This window comes from Ignavibacteriales bacterium (assembly GCA_016700155.1).
Taxonomy (GTDB): domain Bacteria; phylum Bacteroidota; class Ignavibacteria; order Ignavibacteriales; family Ignavibacteriaceae.
Genome location: CP065001.1, coordinates 2,221,165 through 2,240,828, shown reverse-complemented (window position 1 = coordinate 2,240,828; position 19,664 = coordinate 2,221,165). Strand labels below are relative to the sequence as shown.

The following is a 19,664-nucleotide window of genomic DNA, read 5'->3' as shown; positions in this document are numbered from 1 at the left end:
CATCAAATATGTTTGTAAAAACAATTCGGAATAAAGATGAAAGATAAAAGCACAAAACTATTCTATATTCTCGGAGCATTCTTTGTCGCTAATGCTATTCTTGCTGAATTTATCGGCGTTAAAATTTTTTCCCTCGAAAAAACTATTGGTATTGAGCCGATAAAGCTTACGTTGCTTGGAATATCGGATCTTTCATTCAACCTGACTGCGGGCGTTCTATTGTGGCCCGTTGTATTTATTATGACAGATATAATAAATGAATACTTTGGCAGAAGGGGAGTGAGATTTCTTTCATTTACCGCAGCAACACTGATTTTATATGCGTTCATACTGGTTTATTTTTCAATGGGACTAACTCCAGCAGATTTTTGGATTGAACGTCAGACTGGTTCCGGTACAATTAATATGGATCTGGCATTCAATTCAATTTTTGGTCAGGGACTCTGGATAATCATTGGATCATTAACCGCTTTTCTTATTGGTCAACTTGTTGATGTAACGGTATTTCACTATGTAAAAAAAATAACTGGTTCAAAAAAAATATGGCTAAGAGCGACAGGCTCAACACTGGTCTCGCAGCTTATTGACAGTTTTGTTGTTTTGTTCATTGCGTTTTATATCGGTGCCGGATGGGAATTATCACTGGTTCTGGCGATAGGAATTGTCAACTATATCTACAAGTTTTTGATTGCTGTAATTTTAACGCCAATACTCTACGTTATTCATTATGTAATTGATATATACCTTGGCAAAGAAGTTTCAGAAAAACTGATGGATGAGGCAACTCTATCCTGATTTACTTTATTAATTTTGAATGCTATTTATTTTTCCTATGACAAATTATTAACTTTTGGTAAGGAATATTTGTATTTTTGATCAGGTAATTTTGAAATAAAATGATCAATATAATTACTTTTTGAAGTGGGAATCTGTTGTGTGAGCCCTGTTTTTTTTGAACATAATGTAATTTATCAGTTAGTACATCCCTCAAATACAAATCTGTTTAACTCTACCTATTTTGAATTCTATAACTTGACAGAACTTGATAAAGACCGGAGACGATTCCCTTCAAACATTAACGAGACTTTTCCAAAGGAGAATAGAAATGAAAATCAGTAAAGAAGAAGCCCTTGAATATCACAGCCAGGGACGAAAAGGGAAGATTGAAGTAATCCCGACAAAACCTTGTTTAACCTCAAGGGATTTATCACTCGCATATACACCTGGAGTAGCTGAACCGTGCAGAGCAATTGAAAAAAATCTTGAAGATGTTTACAAATACACAGCCAAGGGAAATCTTGTTGCCGTAGTATCAAATGGAACTGCAGTATTAGGCTTAGGCGATATTGGTGCCGAAGCTGGCAAACCCGTAATGGAAGGCAAAGGAATTCTATTTAAAAGATTTGCTGATATAGACGTTTTTGATATTGAACTGAGAAGTCACGATACAAAGGAAATAATCAAAGCAGTTCAAATGCTTGAACCTACTTTTGGCGGAATTAATCTTGAAGATATAAAAGCACCTGAGTGTTTTGAAATTGAAGAAACACTTAAAGAAACAATGGGAATTCCGGTATTTCATGATGATCAGCATGGCACTGCAATAATTTCCTGCGCTGCTTTAATAAATGCTGTGGAAGTTGCCGGTAAAAAAATTGACCAGGTAAGAATAGTTGTTAATGGTGCAGGCGCATCAGCTATATCCTGCTGCAAACTCTACGTAAGAGCTGGTGCAAAGCGTGAAAACATTTATATGTTCGATTCAAAAGGATGTTTGACACAGGATAGAAATGATCTCAACAAATACAAAAAAGAATTCGCACAAAAGAAAGGTTTCCCATCACTCCTGGATGCATTTAAAGGCGCTGATGTTTTCGTTGGATTATCCGTCGGTGGCGTTGTATCAAAAGAGATGGTAAAGGTAATGGCACCAAATCCAATTATCTTTGCGATGGCAAATCCTGATCCGGAAATCATGTATGATGAAGCGATATCTGTTCGCACAGATCTTATTATGGCGACAGGAAGAAGTGATTTTCCAAACCAGGTAAATAATGTACTCGGATTTCCGTTCATATTCAGAGGTGCGCTTGATGTAAGAGCATCCGCAATTAATGAAGAAATGAAAATGGCGGCTACTCTGGCACTGGCGGAACTTGCAAAGAAAAAAGTTCCTGAAATGGTTATCAGTGCTTATGGCGGCGAAGATTTTTCTTTTGGCAGAGAATATATAATTCCAAAACCATTTGATCCTCGTGTACTATGGCACGTTGCTCCTGCAGTGGCTAAGGCGGCAATGGAAACAGGTGTTGCTAAATATCAGATCACAGACTGGACTGCTTACGAGGAGGAGTTAAAAGAACGTCTGGGATTATCTAAAGAAATTATTCGTGTGATGATCCATAAAGCACAAAAGAATCCTAAGAAAGTTGTTTATCCCGAAGGTGAAGAAGAAAAAATAATCCGCGCTGCACATGTTGTTTACCAGGATAATATTGCAAAACCAATTTTGCTCGGTAATGAAAAGATCATTAAGGAACAGATCAAAGAATTAGGTTATGACCAGAATGAATTTGAAATCATAGATCCTGAAAACAATACAAAGGCTGAGGAATACGCTCAACTGTTTTATAAAAAACGTCAGCGTAAAGGAGCAACTTTAAGGGAAGCTCGTCAACTGATGAAGAAGCCAATCTACTACGGTTCAATGATGCTTGATGCCGGTGATACCGATTCATTGATCAGTGGTTTAACAACACATTATCCTACTACAATCAAACCAGCACTTCAGTGTGTTGGTATAAAAGATGGTTTTAAAGTTGTTGCGGGTCTATACATAGTTGTAACAAAGAAGCAGGTTTACTTCTTCGCTGATTGTACGGTTAATGTAAATCCAAGTGCAGAAGTGCTCGCTGAGATTGCTATATCAGCGTCCGATACGGTAAAAGAATTTGATGTCATTCCCCGAATTGCAATGTTATCATTCAGCAATTTTGGAAGTGCACCTTACCCCGAATCAAACAAAGTAAAAGAAGCAGTAAAATTAGTTAAGAAGCTTCGCCCTGAAATTTTGTGCGACGGCGAAATGCAGGCTGATACAGCAGTTGTTCCGCAAATTCTTGATACTGAATTTTCTTTCAGTACAATTAAAGGCGGTGCAAATGTTCTGATATTCCCTGATCTGAATTCAGGAAACATCGCTTATAAACTTATGGCAAGAATAGGTGAAGCAACAGTTATTGGTCCAGTTTTGATGGGTATGAAAAAATCAATTCACGTTTTACAGAGAGGCGCGACTGTTGATGATATCATTAATATGACATCTATTGCAGTAGTGGAAGCTCAAAAGAAAAAATAGATTCAAAAAATCAGAGCCGGTTAATAAACCGGCTCTGTTAAATCAATTACCTGGTATAAGTAAGTTCCAATCCTAAAAATTCTTTACCGCCTTCTTCCCAGTACATCTCCATCACCATTTTATTTTTGTCGATCATTTTAAATACTTCACGAAATGGTGTGTCTTTACCAGTCATTGGGTCAACCATCATACCTTTGAATTCGGTTGAGTTATTTTTCTCATTGTATTTACCGGTTGCATAAGCTAAGCCAGTTCCCATATTATCAATCCAGGTATTAAAAAATTCTTTCTTGGCATTATCAAATCCGGTCATACTAATACCTTCAAAAGGCATTCCCATCATTGTACCGGTGAAAGTAGATTGAAGGTATCTGCCTCCAAGAATCATTTCCGCATTACTTGTGCCGTCTGATTCCATCGGGGGAGCAGAAGGATCCATCCACATTTTTGTGTGAACCTTCCATGAACCTACACTTTCAGCGAGCATCTGGTGAGCTTTCCCCGGTGTCATATACTCCATCCAGGCTTTTTCTTCAGCGCTCATTTCCATTCCTTCCTGAGCAAAAAGATTTGAACAGTTAATCAAAAAGAAAAATGCGAAGACAGGTAAAGTTTTCTTTACAAAATTCATTACAGGACTCCTTAGTTTGTTAATAGATATTTATTGTGAAGATGATTTGAGTTAAGTTCAAATGAACTGTTAACTGAAATATAGTTTCAGAAAATTCTGAATCAAATCCGTTTATATAAAATTTTTGTTATTTAATTCTGTAACTAAGTCCGCCGGAAACTATGAATGTCATAAGTTCGGTTGATTCCACTTTTAAAATTACCAGGTCTTCTTTTTTGACGAGCAAAAGATTTCCTGCAAAATTGTATGACTGCGGAATATATACAGCAACTTTGCCGGAAGAACCAATGGCGGATAAATCTGTTTCCGTAATAAATCCCGGTATTTGAATACTGCCGTCCTCTTTAATGTTTACCAGCACGGGCTGATTGAATTTTTTCTTATCGCCGACAAATGCTTCTGTAAGGTCTCTCAGTGACGTATAAATAATCTTAATGAATGGCAGTTTACTGAATATTGAATCAATCACTTTCACTATGCCCTTTGTAAAAATGTTTGAAGCAATAAATCCAACGAGGATTATTATTCCCACTGAAATAACAAAACCGAGCCCGGGGTATTTCAGGTTGAATACAGAATCGACACTGATCAGCAGGTAGTAGAAAAAATAAATTGTAACTCCTGCTGGAATTATCAGCAGAAGTCCTTCAAAAAAGTATCTCGTAATTTTTTTCATTTTTGTTTATCTGTTTATGATTAAAAATATTTTTGACATTGGTTATATTGGTCATGAAAATAACAAATTTAATAACTAATAAATCAAAACTATGGTGCAGAATTCATTAACGTTGGAAGAAGTAAGAGTAATCGGAAGCCTGATTGAAAAAGAAAAAACTACACCGGAATATTATCCAATGTCTGTCAATGCATTGATGAATGCTTGTAATCAGAAATCAAACCGTTTTCCTGTAGTCAGCTATAATGAAGAACTTGTAATGAAAACAATTGAATCTCTAAGAGAGAAAAAATTTGTTGTGAAAAGAACAGGCGATGATATTCGCGTACCTAAATACAGACAGTCATTTACGGAATTTTATAATCTTACTGAACCCGAAATCGCTGTAATGTGTGTTTTGTTTTTACGCGGTGCACAAACTCTAGGTGAAATAAAAACTCATTGCAGCAGAATTCACTCATTTGAAAATCTTGAAGCTCTTGATCTGGTACTGAATCAATTGATGAGCAGGGAAGAACCATTCATTCAGAAGCAGCCAAGACAAACCGGGATGAAAGAATCGAGATACATTCATCTGTTCTCCTTAAATACAGATACAAATGAAAACAATAGTGATGCTGAAGCAAAGGATATTGGTGATAATTCATCAAGAATTGAAATGCTCGAAACAAGGGTACAAAATCTGGAAGATGAACTAAAAGAACTTAAGTCAATGATTGATTCACTTCTAAAATAATTTGATACAATGAAGTTTATAAAAGTATTTCTAATTGGATTATTTGCACTGTCGAATATTCTATTTGGACAGCAAAAATTTACAATAACTTTTAATGTGAATGCTTCAGGTTTAAATGACACAGATGCAGTATATATGTCCGGCAACGGTGAACAGCTTGGCAACTGGCAGCCGGATAAAGTTTTGTTAACAAAGTTGAATGATTCAAGTTGGTCGTTAACAAAAGAATTTCCTGAGGGCACTTTGCTGGAATTTAAATTCACTTTAGGGACCTGGGAAAGGGAAGCATTAAATGATGACGGAAGTATACCCGGTAACTACAAAGTCATCGTGAATAGAGACACGACATTAAATTTTACTATCAACAATTGGGGAAAGGCTGGTTCAAGTAAAAGAACAGGTCAGATTACAGGAATAGTTGAATATTATCGGGAATTTAAAAGCAACCACATTAGATCAAGAGATATAATCGTCTGGCTGCCTGAAAATTATTTTAATTCCGAACTGCGATACCCGGTTTTATATATGCAGGATGGACAGAACATTTTTGATCCGGCAACATCATCTTTTGGTTACGATTGGCAGGTAGACGAAACAGCAGATAGTCTTATCAAACAAAGAATAATCGATCCAATAATTGTTGTGGGAATTTATAATACTCCTGACAGATCATCTGAATACACACCGAATGATACAAGCAAAGCTTATATGAAATTCATTGTGGATGAATTAAAACCTTTCATAGATAAAAATTACAGAACAATGCCTGACAGAAATAATACTTCTGTTGCGGGTTCATCCGCCGGCGCGCTGATAAGTTTTATGCTGCTGTGGGAATACCCGAATGTTTTTTCAAAGGCAGCCTGTTTATCTCCGGCTTTTAAAATCGGCAGGATAGATTATGTATCAACCGTAGTTAACTCAAATATTAATTCTGAAGATGTATTAATTTATATCGATAATGGCGGTGTCGAACTTGAATCGCTTCTTCAACCCGGAGTTGACGAAATGATACTCGCACTTGAAACTAAAGGATTTGTAAAGGAGAAAAACCTGTTCTGGAAAAAATTTGAAAATGCATATCACAATGAGCAGGCGTGGGCAAAAAGGTTTTATATCCCACTCAAATTATTTTACGGCAGGAAAGAACACTAGTAACCGGGATCAAATATTACTATAAATGTTGAACCGACACCTTTTTCACTTGTGAAAGAAATTTCGGCGTTGTTCAATTCAACATATTTTTTAACCAGGGCTAAACCAAGACCGTTCCCTTCAAACTTTCTGATGTGACCCTGATCTTCCTGGGAGAATGTCTGGAAAAGATTTTTCTGATACTCTTTGGAAATTCCTATCCCGGTGTCCTTAATTTCAACACAGATTTTCTTTTCTGAATTCCTGTGAATACTTACTTCAACTTTTCCTTTGTGAGTGTATTTAAGAGCATTGTCGATCAGGTTTTGAAAAATCTGTGTGACGGTGTATTTGTCTGCCAGTACAGAAGCATCTTTTACCTGGCTGCTGAACATCAGATCAATATTCTTTTCACCGGAAATGGATTTGAATTCGGTGGTTAAACGGAATAGTTCTTTATTTAACTCAACCGGTTCATATTCCGCCTTATAACTTCCGCTTTGAATTGAAGACATATTCAGAATAAGATCGATAGTCCGTAACAGCCTTTTGCCTGCACTGTTTACTGACAGCATCAAACTATCATCACCATCAGATGAAGAGTTGCTAAGTTCTTCTTCTATTATTGAAGTAGAAGTGAGTATTACATTTAGCGGTGTTCTGATTTCGTGTGACATCTGGGCAAGAAATGCGGTCTTCAATCTGTCTGATTCTTCCGCTCTCTCTTTCGCCGCAATTAATTCCTTCTGTGCTTTCTTCAACAATGTGATATCTATTGCCTGGATAATAAAATTAAGCGGGTTGCCCTTATCATCTTTAATAACAACTGCTTCAACAATTGCGTTGATGATTTTTGTATCTTTTCTTATAAATCGTTTTTCAAAATTCGCATCACTTATAGGCTGATTTATCATCTGATTGTAACGGGAAGATTCTAAGCCCCAGTCATCAGCATGACTAATTGATTCATAAGATTTATTGATAAGTTCTTCGTGTTCATACCCTACTGTGTTACAGAACGCTTTATTAACATCAAGAATAAGATTCTTTGGAGACAGAATGACCATTCCCACCGGAGCGAGTTCAAACATTAGCCGGAATCTTTCTTCACTTTTACGTAAAGCTACCTCGGTTATTTTTCGTTGATTAATTTCTAGTGCAAGTTCGCGTATTCTGCCGCGTGATTTTGCCTGTTCCTCGATATTAACTTTTTCAATTCTGTGGTAAGCCTTTTCAAGTTTTTCAGCTAAAGAATTGATATAGTCTGCGAGAGAAGAAACTTCATCCTTTGTTTTAATATTTATACGTGCTTTCAGATCTCCTTCTGTTATTAATTGAGTAGTATCAAGCACGTTCATAAAAGGTTTTGTTATCCTGTTACTTATAAAAATTACTATAAGTACTCCGGCAAGAAAAACGATAAAGCCAATAATTGTTGTTGTTATGCGGGCTTTGAATATTTCTTCATGATAATCACGCAAGCTGTAACCGATATAAAGTTTCCCTATGTTCTGATCTCTGAAAGGAATTGGAACCAGGATTTTATATAAGGAGTCCTGATAATTAATTTCAGTCGCAGCTTTCGTGGTAATATAAAGCTGCTGTTCAGCAACTTCAATATTAGAGGCTCTCACAACGTTACCCGAATCATTAACAAGAACTATATACTCTATCTCATTTACAAGTTTGGTGCTCTCGATAACGTCATCCAATCCGTTTTCGTCCTTAAAATAAAGTGCCTGACCAAAACTCCATGCTGTTATTCTTGATATACTATCAGATTTATTCTGAACGGCGCGTTTGATCTGGTCTTCAAATTTTAATGTGAAAAAAACTGATATAAAAGCAGAGATGAGTGCAATTAGGAAAATGCTCAATGCATTTAGTTTGGTTCTTAAACCTATTACCCCTTTAATAGGATGATGTTGTCGGAATATTGGCATTTATTCGTATTTAGATTAAAGAACTATTTTATCGAAAACTTTATTAGTGAATATTTCGATTCGCGTTCCATATTTAATAGCCGAAAAAGACTGACTTACTGAAAACTTCTTACAAAATTTAGTTTTTTATTTAACAAATAGAAATGATTACCACCATAATCGTAAATCATTTATGAAGTTGATTGTTTGCGGAGTAAAGAAAATTATTTATTATGAGTCCAAACTTCAGATACAAAATTCATTTTTTATCCGTAAACTTTTTTTCAAAATGCTGGTAATCTTTTAATGATGTCCAGTCACCGCCCCATTCCCATCCAAGTTTTTTGAATTCTGTTACAAGAAAATGATTTGAACCGATTGTTCCCGGCTTCTCGGTATTATATTCAGATCCCTTAGGTGAATATATATCGTTCTTTATGTGAGGATTCAAAAACGGATTTATGTCAATAGCTTTGCCGTAAGAATGATTTGACATTCTATTTGTCCCCGCAACAAGTCTGTAGTTGAATGCAGATGTATTATTGTCAAGCATAGATTCATTGTCTGACCATTTATACTTTACTATCGGAATAACTTTGCTGACAGGAAACTTTTCATTTTTAATCAGCTGAAATATCTTGCGGATATCGTTCACTAATTTTTTATGAACCACAAGCTGACCTTTATGCAGTTTTCCATCGAATGAAAAGTATTCAACATCAACAATATCAAGTTGATTTATTATCTCATCAGGCGCATCACTACCTTGCAGTGCCTGCTCCAGAGTAAATGAGCAATCTATAACCGGTTGATCATCATTAATTTGCATAACAGGTCCGGGAAAAAAATAAATAAAAAGAAAAGTTATAAAAAACATTTGCCGAGTCGTGTTTGTAATTAATCAACTGCTGCAAGTTATATGATTGTAAGCTCAAAATAAATATATTTACCGCCTCAAATTGAAAGGGAAGTATGAAATTTTATTTTGCTATTATTGCGGCTCTTCTGTTTATCACAGGTTGTTCAAACGAGCCTGATATAACAACAACTCAAAAGGGAATCAGGTTCTTGGATGTAAAAACAGGAACCGGTGAAGAGGTTAAAAAAGGCAATAAGGTCAGTATTCATTTTACCGGCTGGATAATAAATGATTCAACTGATTTGTTCAGTGACTGGTCGACTGATTCCACAAAGATGATGCACATCGTTGCCGATTCCAGAAGAAGCGGCAATCCGGCGGTGTTTGTTCTGGACTCAGTAAGTTTTGCTCCAGGTATAGATGACGCGATGGCTGGAATGAAAAAGGGCGGTATTAGAACAGTCATTTTACCTCCTGTTAATGATCCTCAAAACCCTATGGCAAATAAGCCCGGGTTTAAACTTGTTGTTGAACTTTTAGACTTCAAAGAATATGTACCCGTAAAAATGTGGGAAGCAGATACTTCTAAAATTCAAACTCAATCAAGTGGTTTAAAATATATTGTCATAAAAGAAGGCGAAGGTGAAAATGCTAAACCGGGAAATTTTGTCACGGTTCACTATTCAGGATTTTTTACTGACGGGAGAAAATTCGACAGTTCAATTGATAGTGAAGAGCCAATTAATTTTCAGCTTGGACAAAGAAAAGTGATCAATGGATGGGAAGAAGGAATCACATTAATGAATAAGGGAAGTAAGATTAAGTTAATAGTCCCGCCGTCTCTTGCTTATGGTGATGAACAATATATGATGATACCACCAAATTCAACTCTCGTATTCGATATCGAGTTATTAGATATAAAATAATATTTCACAAAGGGAGGAGAAATCTTCCCTTAATTATTTAGATAATACTTCATCAGACTTAAAGCCTGGTAATAGTAACTGCCCCCAAAAAGATTCAGATGATTAAGAACATGATATAGTTTATAAACATTCTCGCGGTAGTCACTGTCTTCAATTAAAGGAAAAGTTTCGTTGTAGGATTTATAAAACTCACCGGAAAAACCGCCGAATAATTTTGTCATTGCAAGATCAGCTTCACGATTTCCGTAATACACCGCGGGATCAATCAGGCAAGGTTCTCCTTGATCGGTACTAATAAAATTTCCACTCCACAGGTCGCCATGCAAAAGACTCGGCGGCTCATTCACATCACCGATAATTTTACTTATTCTTTTTTCAAGCTGATTAAAAGCACTTCTCAGTTCTGAATCAACATATCCGTATTTCTCAGCTAGTTTAAATTGGAATAGAAGTCTTTTGTCGAAATAAAAATTTGTCCAGTCCGATTTTTGATTTTCATCAGCGATATTAATTTGCACATTAGAGCCAATAAAATTGTCTTCATAAAATCCGAATGAATCTGAAGTATATTTATGAAGACCTGCGAATCTCATTCCAAATTCAGCAAAGAAATTTTTCTTTTTATTTCCTTCAGTAACGAACTCTGTAATAATGAAATTTCTTCCGCTATTTATTACTTCCGGTACTTTAATAGTGCCTGATTTTTTTAATTCACTTAATCCATTTGCTTCTTTAGTGAAGAAACTTTCCGGTACATCATCATTCAGCTTTAGAAATAATAAAGAACCATCACCGGTTTCAATTTTGTATGCATTACTTATGCAGCCGCCGCCTATACTTACTGCATTCTGGAATTTTATTCCGGTTTGCTCTTCAATCTCTCCGAATATCTTACTTTCAGATTTCATTCTTTATCGAACTAAAAAAGTTTTCACAAGAATCTTCAAGAATATCCAATACTTTTTCGAAACCGGAAGGTCCACCATAGTAAGGATCAGGGACTTCGGTCACCATCTTATCCGTTGAATAGTCCGTGATCTTTTTGATTTTGCCGATGTATTTATTTTGTTTGTCCTGGTTAGTTATATCCCTGAAATTATCGTCATCCATAACAAGTATGTAGTCAAATTTTTCAAAGTCGATCTTTGCATTAAACTTTCTGGCAAGATGTGTAATATTGTAACCGCGGGTCGAAGCGTGCATCCGCATCCTTGCATCCGCTTTTTCGCCTTCATGATATCCGATCGTGCCCGCAGAATCAATTTCAAATTTACCTGTCAGTCCGTTTTTATCAACAATGTTTTGAAAAACAATTTCAGCTGAAGGTGATCTGCAGATATTTCCCATACATACGAACAAGACTTTTAGTTTATTCATAAATCTCCGGTAATTAGAAAAAAAATCATATCAAATATGTTTATTCTTCACTTAAAATAAAATTATAGCGTTTATCACATAGTTAATTATATACAACATTTTTAATTGTAAATTGTCTAATAAAAGAATCGTAATGTTTAACATTGTAGCCACTGGTAAAATTGCAATACCGGGAATGGTTATTAATTCAAAACATAAGTGGCATTAAGTTTGTTTAAATCATTGCGAAAAAACTGAGGATAATATGAAAAAAATATTTGGAGCACTTTTAATAATACTTTCGGCTAATAGTTTTGCACAGCACGGAGCTGCTGCAATAAAACTTGGTCATTTTAATCCTTCTGCTGCTGATGGGGGTTTTATTATTGGTTATGAAGGTTCACACTTTGTCGATAGCAGACTTCTATTCGGGTGGAGTATAGACTGGTTTCATAAAAATTATGTCGACAAAAAACTTGTATCACAGTTTAATGAAATAGGTGTCGGCGGAAACCTGAGTGAACTCAGAGCAAAAACTAATCTGCATGATTTCCCTTTAATGATTAACCTTACAGTGAAATTCCCGGTTGGACCTTTAGTAGACATTTTTGGTACAGGTGGAATTGGTGCAGAAGTGTTATTAATCAACTACCGTGATTTCCAGGATCCGGATGAAAGTGAATTTAAAGCGGCTTTTGATTTTAACTGGCGACTTGGAATGGGTTTACTTTACATTGTCGGAAAACGCTCGGAAGTGTTTGTTGAATTAGGTTATCATTCATCAGCACCAAGCTGGGAGTATGATGTAACTGATTCATTCGGAACTCAACGAACTTTTGAAAGGGAATATGATATGAGCGCATTGATGGCAAGACTCGGGTTTAGATTCTACTACTAAAACAATTTACAGCCCGGTTCACAGTCGGGCTTTTTATTTTGCATCACCGTAAATAGTAATTACCAATCTTCTTGAACCTCCATGATCACGATGTTCACAAAGATAAATACCTTGCCAGGTACCAAGATTTAATCTTCCATTTGTTACCGGAACTGTTAGTTCACATCCGGTAATGGTTGATTTGATATGCGCAGACATGTCATCTGAACCTTCATAGTTATGCTGATAATACGCAGCATTATCCGGTACGGATCTTTCAAAATATTTTTTCATATCACTTCTTACAGTGGGATCAGCATTTTCATTAATCGTCAATGAAGCAGAAGTATGTTGAAGAAAAATATTTATAAGACCGGTTTTATACCTGGATAGTTCAGGTAAAGCTGAAGTGATTTCACTTGTAATTAAGTGGAAACCTTTTGAGTAAGGCTTTAGTTGAATTTCTTTCTGAAAAATTTCAAACATAAAAAAAACAGGAAGGGTTATAAATTGCAGCCCAGCACTAATGGTTGGGCTGCGATAATAATTACCTGGCGCCGAGTTCTACTTTCAGTTCAATTTTTTCATTGTTCCGGATTACAACAACATCTACTACATCGCCGGGAACAAAATTCTGTAATGCGTAAACATAGTCGTAAATGTTTGTGATTTTATTACCGCCGAAACTTGTCATAATATCACCAGCCATTAAACCGCCTTTCTGAGCGGGGCTGCCTTCGTTCACACCCGAAATCCTGAATCCCTGTTCATTACTTGCGTAATCAGGAATGGTTCCGACATATACTTTCCAGCCGCCCATTGTGCCGCCATCTTTTCTCGGGACAAGAACATAATCTGGTCGGGCATCTGCGTTAACTACTTTATCAGTTACATCAAAAACATAATCAACGACTGATTTTGTACCTGTCGAATTAATTTTATCAGCATCATCGGAAGGTCTGTGATAATCAGTATGTGTTCCGGTAAAGAAAAACAAAACCGGAATTTCTTTTCCGTAGAAAGATGAATGATCACTTGGTCCGTATCCTTCATCATTAAAAGCTAAATTTAGATTTTCTTTATTACTGCTGTTGAGTATATCTTTAAAAGTTTTTGAAGTTCCGGTTCCATAAACAATCAACTGGTTTTCAGCATTTAACCTGCCGATCATATCGAGGTTTACCATAGTTACAATTTTTTTAGATTCAATTGGCAAATGGTTTACAAAAAATGCCGAACCAAGAAGTCCAAGTTCCTCACCAGAAAACCCGACGAAGATCATACTTCTTTTAAGCTGGTTTTTAATCGAAGCAAATTTTTCAGCGAGTTCCATCATGCCTGATGTACCTGATGCGTTATCATCAGCTCCATTATGAATCATTGGTTCATCGCCTCTGTAAAGAGAACCGGTTTCACCCATGCCAAGATGATCAAAGTGCGCGCCGACTACTACATATTCGTTCTTTAGGACAGGATCGCTTCCTTCAATTACGCCGGCAACGTTCCAGCTTATTTTTTTAATTTCATTTACTTCAGTGCTAAGTTCAACTGATGAATTTTTATAAATGAATGGGGCAGGTTTTTTTGATTCGGTAACCTTTTTTTGATAATCTGAAAAAACCAATCCATCAGCAATGAATAATTCATCAATAAAATTTCTTTTAACATGCACTGCAGCAAATTCCGGGATTGATCCGCCACGGTCATAAGAAAATTTCATCAGCACATCTTCTTCGTCTTTAGGTGCATGCCCGTTGACGAAAATAATACCGAGCGCACCTTTATCTCTTGCAATTGTAGCTTTGTGACGGAAAGATGCAAACTCATCAAATTCAGAATGAGGATTATCGTATTCAGGTGAATACCTCATTGCCACAACAATTTTTCCTGTAACATCAATTCCATCGTAATCGTCGTATTTAAGTTTTGGTGCTGAAATTCCATAACCGACAAATACCAATTCTCCTTTAACAGAAACTTTTCCTGAAAAAGGAGCAGTTATGAAATCAGTTTTCATTTCTAATTCTTTTACTGATCCACTGCTGCTAAAACTAATCGAATTTTCGGAACCGGGTTCAATCCCCGCTATGAAACTAAATTCCTGGAAATAATCAGAATCGAATAGAGGTGATAGTCCGCTGGTTTTTAAATCATCCCTTATGTACTCTGCGACTTTATAACACTCATCTGTTCCTGTGAATCGTCCTGCCAGTTCATCTGAAGCCAGATATGTAATGTGATCAATAATTTCTTGTGCTGTTATAGCCGGATTTTTATCCTCATCACCGGGGTAGAAACCACAGGCAACAACGGTAAATAATAACACGATTAAATAATTTTTCTTCATTTGTTTTCCTCCTGATATATTAATCCTTTACTTAGTCTGTCCAGTCAGCAATAAAAATATTTGTATCTCCTTCGTTCTTACTGAACCTGTTTGAAGCAAAGATAAGTTTTTTACCATCTCTTGTGAACATTGGAAAGCCATCGAAGGATTCAAAATATGTGATCTGTTGGAGATTTGTTCCGTCAATGTTTATTGTATATAAATCGAAATCTCTTCCTGATTTACTGTTTGCATTGGATGAAAAAATTATCCGCTTTCCATCGGGATGAAGGAAAGGAGCGAAGCTGGCTTTGCCAAGATTGGTTATCTGTTTCATTTCACTGCCGTCCGCATTCATTACAAAAATTTCAAGTGCTGTTGGTCGGACGTAACCGTTTTTAACAAGATCATTATAATCTTCAAGATCCTTTTCACTTTTAGGTCTGCTTGCTCTGAAAACAATTTTGCTTCCGTCCTGTGAAAAGAAAGCACCGCCATCATAACCCTTTTCAAATGTTAAACGCTTCTGATTTGAGCCATCGATATCCATTACATACAGTTCGGGGTCGCCGTCTCTTGTTGAAGTAAATATTATTTTGTCACCTTTGGGAGATACTGTAGCTTCTGCATCGTAGCCAGGTGTGTTGGTAAGTTGTTTTACATCACTGCCGTCTGCATTTGCACTAAAAATGTCAAACGATTCATAGAGTTTCCAGACATAACCTTTTGATCTGTCCGGCGGGGGAGGACAATCATCACTTTCAAGATGTGTTGATGCGTATAATATTTTATCATCACCCGGTAAAAAGTAGGCACAGGTTGTTCTGCCTTTACCGGTTGAGACTAATTTCTTTTCTGTTCCGTCAATGTTCATTGTGAATATCTGATCGCATTTCCATTGACCATGAGTCGATTGGAATGTTAACTTTTTTTCATCAAAGGAAAGATAGGCTTCTGCATTTTCTCCATCCTCAGTCAGCATTCTGATGTTGGACAGTTTACTTTCCCCGGGCATTCGATAAGTATCTATTGTGTTATCTGATTGCTGAGCAAATGCTGTTTGATAGATTATCAAAAAAGCCAGGTACGAAATTAGTTTTATGTTAAACTTCATGATTCTCTTAGTTTATTAATGAAATTATTTTTATTCAGGTACATGTACAAGGAAGAATTCTTTTGCGAGTGAACCAACCTTTGTAGCTTCCTTCAAAGTCATGTGCATATCATTGGGAGTATCATCATCGTGACCTGCTTCAATTATAGCAAGGTCTGAATTTTTTGCATGCTGAACCAGTTCGTCGCAATACGCTGTATCACCGCCATAACAGATCTTAACACCCTGCGAGTTAAATTTATATCCAAGAGCAGGAACCTGTCTTGTATCAACTCCGTTCGGCAAAATTTCTTTGTGAATAACAGGGAAAGGTTCAACATTAACTTTTTTAGTTGAAAATTTTTTAGGATTATCAATTCGTTTTAGAAAAATTTTATAGCTGATGCTTCTGGAATAAACCCTCATAAACGCATTGAAGATACTTTCTATTTCCACACATCCTTTTGGATAGTGAATTGAAACGGATGATTTCTTTTTCATCACTCTCAAATAAGTTAAGAGTGACCAAACCCCTCCAACATGATCATGATGACCGTGAGTAACGAAAATATCTGAAATGTTAAGAATACCTTTAGTCCCAATTTCCTTATTCAGATCACGCAGTATACCATCTCCCGGGTCAACTATGAAATGATTATCCGGCGTTCTTAACAGAATACCTGTGGCGATGTTAGGGATAGAACAGAATATTTTAATACTGAAATTATTTTTCTGCCAGGTAAGAGGATATTTTTGATGAAGCATAATATTAACCTAAGAACATCTGTGGGTTGTTGAGAGATTATCTTTCCTTATAATGTTTACAGCTTTTTGCATTCTTACATCGCGCAAAAATATTGAATGAATAACTTGAGAACACAAAGCCAAGATTATTACTTATCTCTTCAGGTATTTTTTTAATCTTTGGGTCCGAAAATTCCACGATTCGTCCGCAATCCATACAGATCAGGTGATCATGATTTTGTCGTTTGTAACTGCTTTCATACCTGGTCATATTATCACCGAAATTTCTTTTACTCAGCAGATCGCATTGAGATAAAAGTTCGAGTGTTTTATATACTGTTGCACGTGATACTCTTGATTTGTGATTCTTCATCAAAATATAAAGATCATCAGCGCCGAAGTGACCCTCATACTCAAGTGCAGCATCCATTACTTCAAAGCGTTCCGGTGTTATACGATTTTTTTCGCTCTTCAAAAATGATCTGAATATTTCTGCAGCGTGTAAATTTTTCAATTTTTATTTCTGGTTCGTTAGGTGATGAACAAAAATATCACAGCCTGAATTTAATAGCAACACAACTAAATCTAACATGCTTGAGTTGTGTTAATTGATGCCGATAGCACGCAATCCATTAACAGTCATAAACATCAGTACATAAGCCGTAAATGTAAAAATCACAACCTGCAGCAAAGGAATTCGCCATCCGCCGGTTTCTTTTTTTGACACGGCAACGGTTGATAAACATTGCATCGCAAATATGAAGAAGACGATTAATCCTGATATGGTTGCAGTCGTAAATAGTTTTTGATCTGTTCCGTCTATCTTTGCTGTTCGCATGGATCTGAGCATTGATTCCTGAATGGAATCATCATCGCCTGTAACTTTAAAGATTAAGGCAAGTGAACTTACAAATACTTCACGCGCTGCGAATGCTGCAATTAACGAAACACCAACCCTCCAGTCTAATCCCACCGGAGTCATAAAAGGTTGAATTATTTTACCAAGTTCAGATGCATAAGAGTTTGATAATCTTTCCGCGCTTTGAAGTTGAACTATTTCTTCTTCAGTATGTCCTTCTGTTTCTATTTCCGGATTCACATCAGGAAAATAAGTAAGAAACCAAAGTACAAGAGAGAATCCCAGGATGATGGGACCCGCTTTTTTAACATAAATCATTGCGCTGTTTACAGTATTACTAATAACAACCGATGGTTTTGGTTTTCTGTATGCAGGCAATTCAAGAATAAATGATGAACTGTCTTCTTCTCTGATAATCCTTTTTTTAAACTTGTTTATAACTGCCGCAACTATAACTGAACCCGCAATACTGCCGACATAAATAGTTGAAAGCAACACACCACCAATCCATGCACTCTCCGGTGGAATTAAAAAAGCAATAAGTAATGCGTACACAGGGAGTCGTGCGCTGCAGCTCATTAATGGGATAATAAATATCGTTAACAGTCTTTCTCTTCTGTTAGGAATTGTTCTGGCGGCTAACATTGCTGGAATTGCACAAGCGAAGCCGGATAACATAGGTACAAATGATTTCCCATTTAAACCTATTTTTGAAAGCGGTTTATCGATCAGCATTGCACCTCGAGCCAGGTAACCTGAGTCTTCCAGTACTCCCAATATCAAAAACAGAATTATTATCTGAGGCACAAAAACAAGAACGGAACCTGTTCCATTGATAATCCCGTTTGCAATAAGGTCACCGAGCCATCCTGTTCCAAATAGTACAACAGCCTCTGAAGCAATCATTCCGAAAAGTTCATCAACCAGGGTCATAAGTGGTTGTGCAAACCAAAATATCGATGTGAAAGTAACCGACATTATTAAAAAGAAAAATATGAGTCCCCAAATTTTATGCAGTAAAACTTTATCTATCTTAACTGTTGTTTCATCTATTTTGTAACAATTTTCTTTTACCTTCATATCAGCTATAAGATTTAGCTGCCTGTTCGCATTTTCAATATTAAAAGGAAGTTCTCCCTTGGCTAAAGGGGATAACACTTCTGACTCAATTCTTTCAATCGAACTATAAAATTCAAGAAGATCATTTTTATCAGATAGTCTGTTGTAAACAGATGGTATAGATTTATTTTCTGATTTTTTAAAAATCGTTTCTATTATGTTGATAAGTGGGTCAAGCGAATCTTTTTTTCTGCCGTCAACAATAACAACCTCGCAGCCAAGTTTTTTACTTAAAGATTCAGGTGAAATGTGCAATCCTTTTTTTTGCAGTATATCTGTCATTGTCAGGGCAATCACTACTCTGAAGTTTGAAAGAAGTAATTGTTTAACCAGGAAAAGATGACGCGATAACTGACTGGCATCGACGGTTGCAATTACGATATCGGGTGTTCCATAATTTGGAATTGAATAGAGTGCATCGACTGCAACTTTTTCATCAGGTGAATTTGGAACAAGACTTATTATTCCGGGAGAATCAATTATTTGAGCTTCCAGATTAAATCTTGATAAAATTTTACCAAATGAATACTCCACAGTAGCGCCGGGATAGTTGACAGTTTTATAATTCTGTCCGCTTAGGGCATTGAACAGAGTTGTTTTGCCTGAATTTGGTGGACCAACGAGTGCAATAAGAGGAGTTTTTAAGGAAGCATTTACGCTCATGAGATTTGGATACAGGAAGCTTCTTCTTTTCTAATTGCTATCAAAGTCCCGCGCACTGAAAAGGCGAGTGGATCGTTAAAGAATGATTTGTTTATGAGCTCAATTTCCTGACCGGGAGTAAATCCAATCTCAAGTATACGGATACATGACGGGTGATTACTGTCAATATCCTGTATTACTACTCTTTCCCCAAAATTTAAATCTGCTGCTGTTCTCATATACTACCTATAGTCTGAATACCATATTATTTAGATTTAGTCTACATAAAAATAGACTTAGCATCTCAGATAGTCAAGATATTTTTTGTTTTATTATTTGCCTGCTGTAAAGCAATTTAAATTCAGCAGGGACTTAATCTATTATCGAAAAAAAATAAAAGATGTTT

General features: G+C 36.3%; 19 protein-coding genes. 6 read left to right on the top strand and 13 right to left on the bottom strand.

Features of this window, described 5'->3' with window-relative positions; translation table 11 throughout:
* The first annotated feature begins 36 nt into the window (after window positions 1–36).
* Both IPM56_09445 and IPM56_09440 read left to right on the top strand, forming a co-directional pair.
* The gene (locus IPM56_09445; GenBank protein QQS38138.1) at window positions 37–795 is read left to right on the top strand and encodes a queuosine precursor transporter; all 759 of its coding nucleotides are present in this window, start codon (window positions 37–39) and stop codon (window positions 793–795) included.
* A gap of 310 nt (window positions 796–1,105) precedes the next feature.
* The gene (locus IPM56_09440; protein QQS38137.1) at window positions 1,106–3,358 is read left to right on the top strand and encodes an NADP-dependent malic enzyme; all 2,253 of its coding nucleotides are present in this window, start codon (window positions 1,106–1,108) and stop codon (window positions 3,356–3,358) included.
* A gap of 46 nt (window positions 3,359–3,404) precedes the next feature.
* Here IPM56_09440 and IPM56_09435 read toward each other — a convergent pair whose 3' ends face one another.
* Together IPM56_09435 and IPM56_09430 are read right to left on the bottom strand one after the other, a co-directional pair.
* On the bottom strand, window positions 3,405–3,989 hold the full coding sequence (locus IPM56_09435) for a DUF1579 domain-containing protein (GenBank protein QQS38136.1): 585 nt from the start codon (window positions 3,987–3,989) through the stop codon (window positions 3,405–3,407).
* Between the two features lie 127 nt (window positions 3,990–4,116).
* The gene (locus tag IPM56_09430; protein QQS38135.1) at window positions 4,117–4,665 is read right to left on the bottom strand and encodes a DUF502 domain-containing protein; all 549 of its coding nucleotides are present in this window, start codon (window positions 4,663–4,665) and stop codon (window positions 4,117–4,119) included.
* Window positions 4,666–4,756: 91 nt separating this feature from the next.
* On the opposite strand from IPM56_09430, the gene IPM56_09425 reads away from it, so the two are divergent.
* Window positions 4,757–5,401: a YceH family protein gene (locus IPM56_09425; GenBank protein QQS38134.1), complete on the top strand. Its 645-nt coding sequence runs from the start codon at window positions 4,757–4,759 to the stop codon at window positions 5,399–5,401.
* A gap of 9 nt (window positions 5,402–5,410) precedes the next feature.
* Window positions 5,411–6,556: a histidine kinase gene (locus tag IPM56_09420; protein QQS38133.1), complete on the top strand. Its 1,146-nt coding sequence runs from the start codon at window positions 5,411–5,413 to the stop codon at window positions 6,554–6,556.
* Here IPM56_09420 and IPM56_09415 read toward each other — a convergent pair.
* Together IPM56_09415 and IPM56_09410 are read right to left on the bottom strand one after the other, a co-directional pair.
* On the bottom strand, window positions 6,553–8,478 hold the full coding sequence (locus tag IPM56_09415; protein QQS38132.1) for a PAS domain S-box protein: 1,926 nt from the start codon (window positions 8,476–8,478) through the stop codon (window positions 6,553–6,555). The two genes, IPM56_09420 and IPM56_09415, sit on opposite strands and share 4 nt — an antisense overlap.
* Window positions 8,479–8,716: 238 nt before the next feature.
* Entirely contained in the window at window positions 8,717–9,286 is a 570-nt protein-coding gene (locus IPM56_09410; protein ID QQS38131.1) for a M15 family metallopeptidase, read from the bottom strand.
* Window positions 9,287–9,429: 143 nt separating this feature from the next.
* On the opposite strand from IPM56_09410, the gene IPM56_09405 reads away from it, so the two are divergent.
* Window positions 9,430–10,242, top strand: coding sequence for an FKBP-type peptidyl-prolyl cis-trans isomerase (locus IPM56_09405; protein ID QQS38130.1), 813 nt, complete (start codon window positions 9,430–9,432; stop codon window positions 10,240–10,242).
* A gap of 29 nt (window positions 10,243–10,271) precedes the next feature.
* Here IPM56_09405 and IPM56_09400 read toward each other — a convergent pair whose 3' ends face one another.
* Window positions 10,272–11,150 (bottom strand): fructosamine kinase family protein, encoded by an 879-nt coding sequence (locus tag IPM56_09400; GenBank protein QQS38129.1) that lies wholly within the window; start codon window positions 11,148–11,150, stop codon window positions 10,272–10,274.
* On the bottom strand, window positions 11,140–11,619 hold the full coding sequence (locus IPM56_09395; GenBank protein QQS38128.1) for a low molecular weight phosphotyrosine protein phosphatase: 480 nt from the start codon (window positions 11,617–11,619) through the stop codon (window positions 11,140–11,142). The genes IPM56_09400 and IPM56_09395 overlap by 11 nt, the downstream gene beginning before the upstream one ends.
* A gap of 244 nt (window positions 11,620–11,863) precedes the next feature.
* Here IPM56_09395 and IPM56_09390 point away from each other — a divergent pair, with 244 nt between their 5' ends.
* Window positions 11,864–12,496 (top strand): hypothetical protein, encoded by a 633-nt coding sequence (locus IPM56_09390; GenBank protein ID QQS38127.1) that lies wholly within the window; start codon window positions 11,864–11,866, stop codon window positions 12,494–12,496.
* 33 nt (window positions 12,497–12,529) lie between these two features.
* On the opposite strand, the gene IPM56_09385 is transcribed toward IPM56_09390, so the two are convergent.
* The 7 genes from IPM56_09385 to IPM56_09355 all read right to left on the bottom strand — a co-directional run bounded on the left by IPM56_09385 (window position 12,530) and on the right by IPM56_09355 (window position 19,497).
* Window positions 12,530–12,961 (bottom strand): YjbQ family protein, encoded by a 432-nt coding sequence (locus IPM56_09385; GenBank protein QQS38126.1) that lies wholly within the window; start codon window positions 12,959–12,961, stop codon window positions 12,530–12,532.
* Between the two features lie 61 nt (window positions 12,962–13,022).
* Window positions 13,023–14,822, bottom strand: coding sequence for a M28 family peptidase (locus tag IPM56_09380; GenBank protein ID QQS38125.1), 1,800 nt, complete (start codon window positions 14,820–14,822; stop codon window positions 13,023–13,025).
* Between the two features lie 31 nt (window positions 14,823–14,853).
* Window positions 14,854–15,915 (bottom strand): PD40 domain-containing protein, encoded by a 1,062-nt coding sequence (locus IPM56_09375; GenBank protein QQS38124.1) that lies wholly within the window; start codon window positions 15,913–15,915, stop codon window positions 14,854–14,856.
* 30 nt (window positions 15,916–15,945) lie between these two features.
* Window positions 15,946–16,659: an MBL fold metallo-hydrolase gene (locus tag IPM56_09370; GenBank protein QQS38123.1), complete on the bottom strand. Its 714-nt coding sequence runs from the start codon at window positions 16,657–16,659 to the stop codon at window positions 15,946–15,948.
* A gap of 37 nt (window positions 16,660–16,696) precedes the next feature.
* Window positions 16,697–17,152 carry a transcriptional repressor gene (locus tag IPM56_09365; GenBank protein QQS38122.1) on the bottom strand — a complete coding sequence of 152 codons (456 nt, stop codon included), beginning with the start codon at window positions 17,150–17,152 and terminating at the stop codon, window positions 16,697–16,699.
* A 90-nt stretch (window positions 17,153–17,242) separates the two neighbouring features.
* A complete protein-coding gene (gene feoB / locus IPM56_09360; GenBank protein ID QQS38121.1) occupies window positions 17,243–19,279 on the bottom strand; it encodes a ferrous iron transport protein B in 2,037 nt (678 codons plus the stop codon).
* Window positions 19,276–19,497 carry a ferrous iron transport protein A gene (locus IPM56_09355; GenBank protein ID QQS38120.1) on the bottom strand — a complete coding sequence of 74 codons (222 nt, stop codon included), beginning with the start codon at window positions 19,495–19,497 and terminating at the stop codon, window positions 19,276–19,278. The genes feoB and IPM56_09355 overlap by 4 nt, the downstream gene beginning before the upstream one ends.
* Window positions 19,498–19,664 lie beyond the last annotated feature (167 nt).

What these genes read in the sequence shown, in the direction of transcription:
- IPM56_09445 (QQS38138.1), top strand. Translation starts at nt 37, where the DNA reads ATGAAAGATAAAAGCACAAAACTATTCTATATTCTCGGAGCATTCTTT.
- IPM56_09440 (QQS38137.1), top strand. Translation starts at nt 1,106, where the DNA reads ATGAAAATCAGTAAAGAAGAAGCCCTTGAATATCACAGCCAGGGACGA.
- IPM56_09435 (QQS38136.1), bottom strand. Translation starts at nt 3,989, where the DNA reads ATGAATTTTGTAAAGAAAACTTTACCTGTCTTCGCATTTTTCTTTTTG.
- IPM56_09430 (QQS38135.1), bottom strand. Translation starts at nt 4,665, where the DNA reads ATGAAAAAAATTACGAGATACTTTTTTGAAGGACTTCTGCTGATAATT.
- IPM56_09425 (QQS38134.1), top strand. Translation starts at nt 4,757, where the DNA reads ATGGTGCAGAATTCATTAACGTTGGAAGAAGTAAGAGTAATCGGAAGC.
- IPM56_09420 (QQS38133.1), top strand. Translation starts at nt 5,411, where the DNA reads ATGAAGTTTATAAAAGTATTTCTAATTGGATTATTTGCACTGTCGAAT.
- IPM56_09415 (QQS38132.1), bottom strand. Translation starts at nt 8,478, where the DNA reads ATGCCAATATTCCGACAACATCATCCTATTAAAGGGGTAATAGGTTTA.
- IPM56_09410 (QQS38131.1), bottom strand. Translation starts at nt 9,286, where the DNA reads ATGCAAATTAATGATGATCAACCGGTTATAGATTGCTCATTTACTCTG.
- IPM56_09405 (QQS38130.1), top strand. Translation starts at nt 9,430, where the DNA reads ATGAAATTTTATTTTGCTATTATTGCGGCTCTTCTGTTTATCACAGGT.
- IPM56_09400 (QQS38129.1), bottom strand. Translation starts at nt 11,150, where the DNA reads ATGAAATCTGAAAGTAAGATATTCGGAGAGATTGAAGAGCAAACCGGA.
- IPM56_09395 (QQS38128.1), bottom strand. Translation starts at nt 11,619, where the DNA reads ATGAATAAACTAAAAGTCTTGTTCGTATGTATGGGAAATATCTGCAGA.
- IPM56_09390 (QQS38127.1), top strand. Translation starts at nt 11,864, where the DNA reads ATGAAAAAAATATTTGGAGCACTTTTAATAATACTTTCGGCTAATAGT.
- IPM56_09385 (QQS38126.1), bottom strand. Translation starts at nt 12,961, where the DNA reads ATGTTTGAAATTTTTCAGAAAGAAATTCAACTAAAGCCTTACTCAAAA.
- IPM56_09380 (QQS38125.1), bottom strand. Translation starts at nt 14,822, where the DNA reads ATGAAGAAAAATTATTTAATCGTGTTATTATTTACCGTTGTTGCCTGT.
- IPM56_09375 (QQS38124.1), bottom strand. Translation starts at nt 15,915, where the DNA reads ATGAAGTTTAACATAAAACTAATTTCGTACCTGGCTTTTTTGATAATC.
- IPM56_09370 (QQS38123.1), bottom strand. Translation starts at nt 16,659, where the DNA reads ATGCTTCATCAAAAATATCCTCTTACCTGGCAGAAAAATAATTTCAGT.
- feoB (QQS38121.1), bottom strand. Translation starts at nt 19,279, where the DNA reads ATGAGCGTAAATGCTTCCTTAAAAACTCCTCTTATTGCACTCGTTGGT.
- IPM56_09355 (QQS38120.1), bottom strand. Translation starts at nt 19,497, where the DNA reads ATGAGAACAGCAGCAGATTTAAATTTTGGGGAAAGAGTAGTAATACAG.